The sequence below is a fragment of the Flaviramulus basaltis genome, assembly GCF_900114265.1.
Classification (GTDB): domain Bacteria; phylum Bacteroidota; class Bacteroidia; order Flavobacteriales; family Flavobacteriaceae; genus Flaviramulus; species Flaviramulus basaltis.
In genome coordinates this window covers 1-1,987 of sequence record NZ_FPKV01000025.1, presented here as the reverse complement: position 1 = coordinate 1,987, position 1,987 = coordinate 1, and the positions used below count along the sequence as shown (strand labels likewise).

The 1,987-nt window shown below is 29.4% G+C and carries 2 protein-coding genes; both read left to right on the top strand.

Features of this window, described 5'->3' with window-relative positions; genetic code table 11:
* Positions 1–397: T9SS type A sorting domain-containing protein (locus tag BT151_RS18710; protein WP_171946671.1), on the top strand; the 397-nt coding region annotated here is incomplete at its 5' end.
* 241 nt (positions 398–638) lie between these two features.
* A partial coding sequence (locus BT151_RS18330) for a fibronectin type III domain-containing protein (protein WP_143144361.1) occupies positions 639–1,987 on the top strand: 1,349 nt, incomplete at its 3' end.

Here is a 1,987-nt window from a genome sequence, read left to right as displayed (position 1 = left end):
TATCGCTACGGTTGATACCAATGGTCTAGTAACTGGAATTACTCAAGGAACCGTTACTATAACTGCAACAACTAATGAGGGTAGCTTTACTGATTATACTACGGTGACTATTATTTTTGATGGTTCTGTCGATGATTCTGACAATGATTTCGAAATTGATTTTAAGATTTATCCAAACCCAACAAATTCATCAAATAATATATATATTACTGGTTTAAATGAAGATTCCTACACTGTTATGCTATTTGATATTATTGGAAAACTAATTAATAAAGAAAATATAAAATTTAAAAATAAAATTGGAGAATTTAATATAAAAAATTTAAAAACAGGTATTTATATTATAACCGTTGGAAACCTTAACAGTTTATACTCTACGAAATTAATTGTGAAGTAATAAAATAATAGCTTTAACAAAAGATTTAGAATGATAAGCAAATGCAAGAACATTTTAAATATATATTAGTAAAAATATTTAATTATATCGTTTAAATGATTTTTGCTGTGTTTAAACGTTTTTTTTTACTGCGAAAAAGTCTAACATACTTTTTTACTCGTACATATAATATAGATAAAACTTGTCTATTTATTATTGAGATTTAGCACTCCTCCCTTAAAATTTAGCACTCTTCCTTTTTATGAAATTTAGCAATACTCCTTTCAGAAATGTATTAACAACAATTTTTCTATTAATATGTATTCAATTTAATATTACAGCTACCACTGTAGATTTAAACTGGACTACAAGTACAGATAATATTGGTGTAGTTGATTATAGAGTTTATAATAATGATGTCTTATTTTTGTCTTCCGTTGGTGGAAATGTAACAACTTATCCCATAACTAGCTTATCTCCTAATACTGAATATAATGTAACAATAAGAGGAATTGATGATCAAGGAAATGAGTCAGACAATAGTAATGTTCAAACTTTTTTTACAACTCCTTCTACTAATTTCTTTACACTTCAACATATAAAAGGCTCTGATGACTCTGTAATAACTGGTTTTGTAGATGGTTATACTAATGTAGCAAGTAATTTTACAACCTTTAATGTTAGCGCAACAACTGGCACGACAATAGGAAGTGCAACACTTACTTTAACTGGAGCTTTATCAATTAGTAAAACAGAAAACGGTTCTCCATACGCTTTGTTTGGTGATAATGGCAAAGGTGATTTTTATGATGGTGAAGATTTAACAGTAGGAAGTTATACTCTTACTGTAACTGCTTTTAGTGATAAAAATGGGACTGGAACACAATTAGGTCAAGATATTATAAATTTTACAGTTACAGCAAATACGACTGATACAGAAGCACCTACTAAACCAACAAATTTTATTGCTAATGATATTACAGCTACTACAGCCAACCTTTCATGGACTGCCTCTACAGATAACGTAGGGATTGCATCCTATAAAATATATAATAGTGGCTCTTTAATTGCTACATCAATAGGTACTGAGACAACACATAATCTCACAGGTTTAACAGCTCCAACGTCATATAGTTTAGCTATTAAAGCATTTGATACTTCAGGTAAGATATCTAATGCTAGTAATACACAATCATTTACAACGAGTATTCCAGATACGACAGCACCATCTATACCTACAAATTTAGCAGCTAGTAATGTTACAGCTACTTCTGTAGATTTAAACTGGACTACAAGTACAGATAATATTGGTGTAGTTGATTATAGAGTTTATAATAATGATGTCTTATTTTTGTCTTCCGTTGGTGGAAATGTAACAACTTATCCCATAACTAGCTTATCTCCTAATACTGAATATAATGTAACAATAAGAGGAATTGATGATCAAGGAAATGAGTCAGACAATAGTAATTATCAAGATTTTACAACTTTAGAAGCTACCAATTCTATATCAGTTACAGGAGATTTAAATCAATATCACAAAACTACACTAACATTTGATGCGCTTAGTTTATCTGAAGTTCCTGCAACATATTTAAATTACAGAATGAA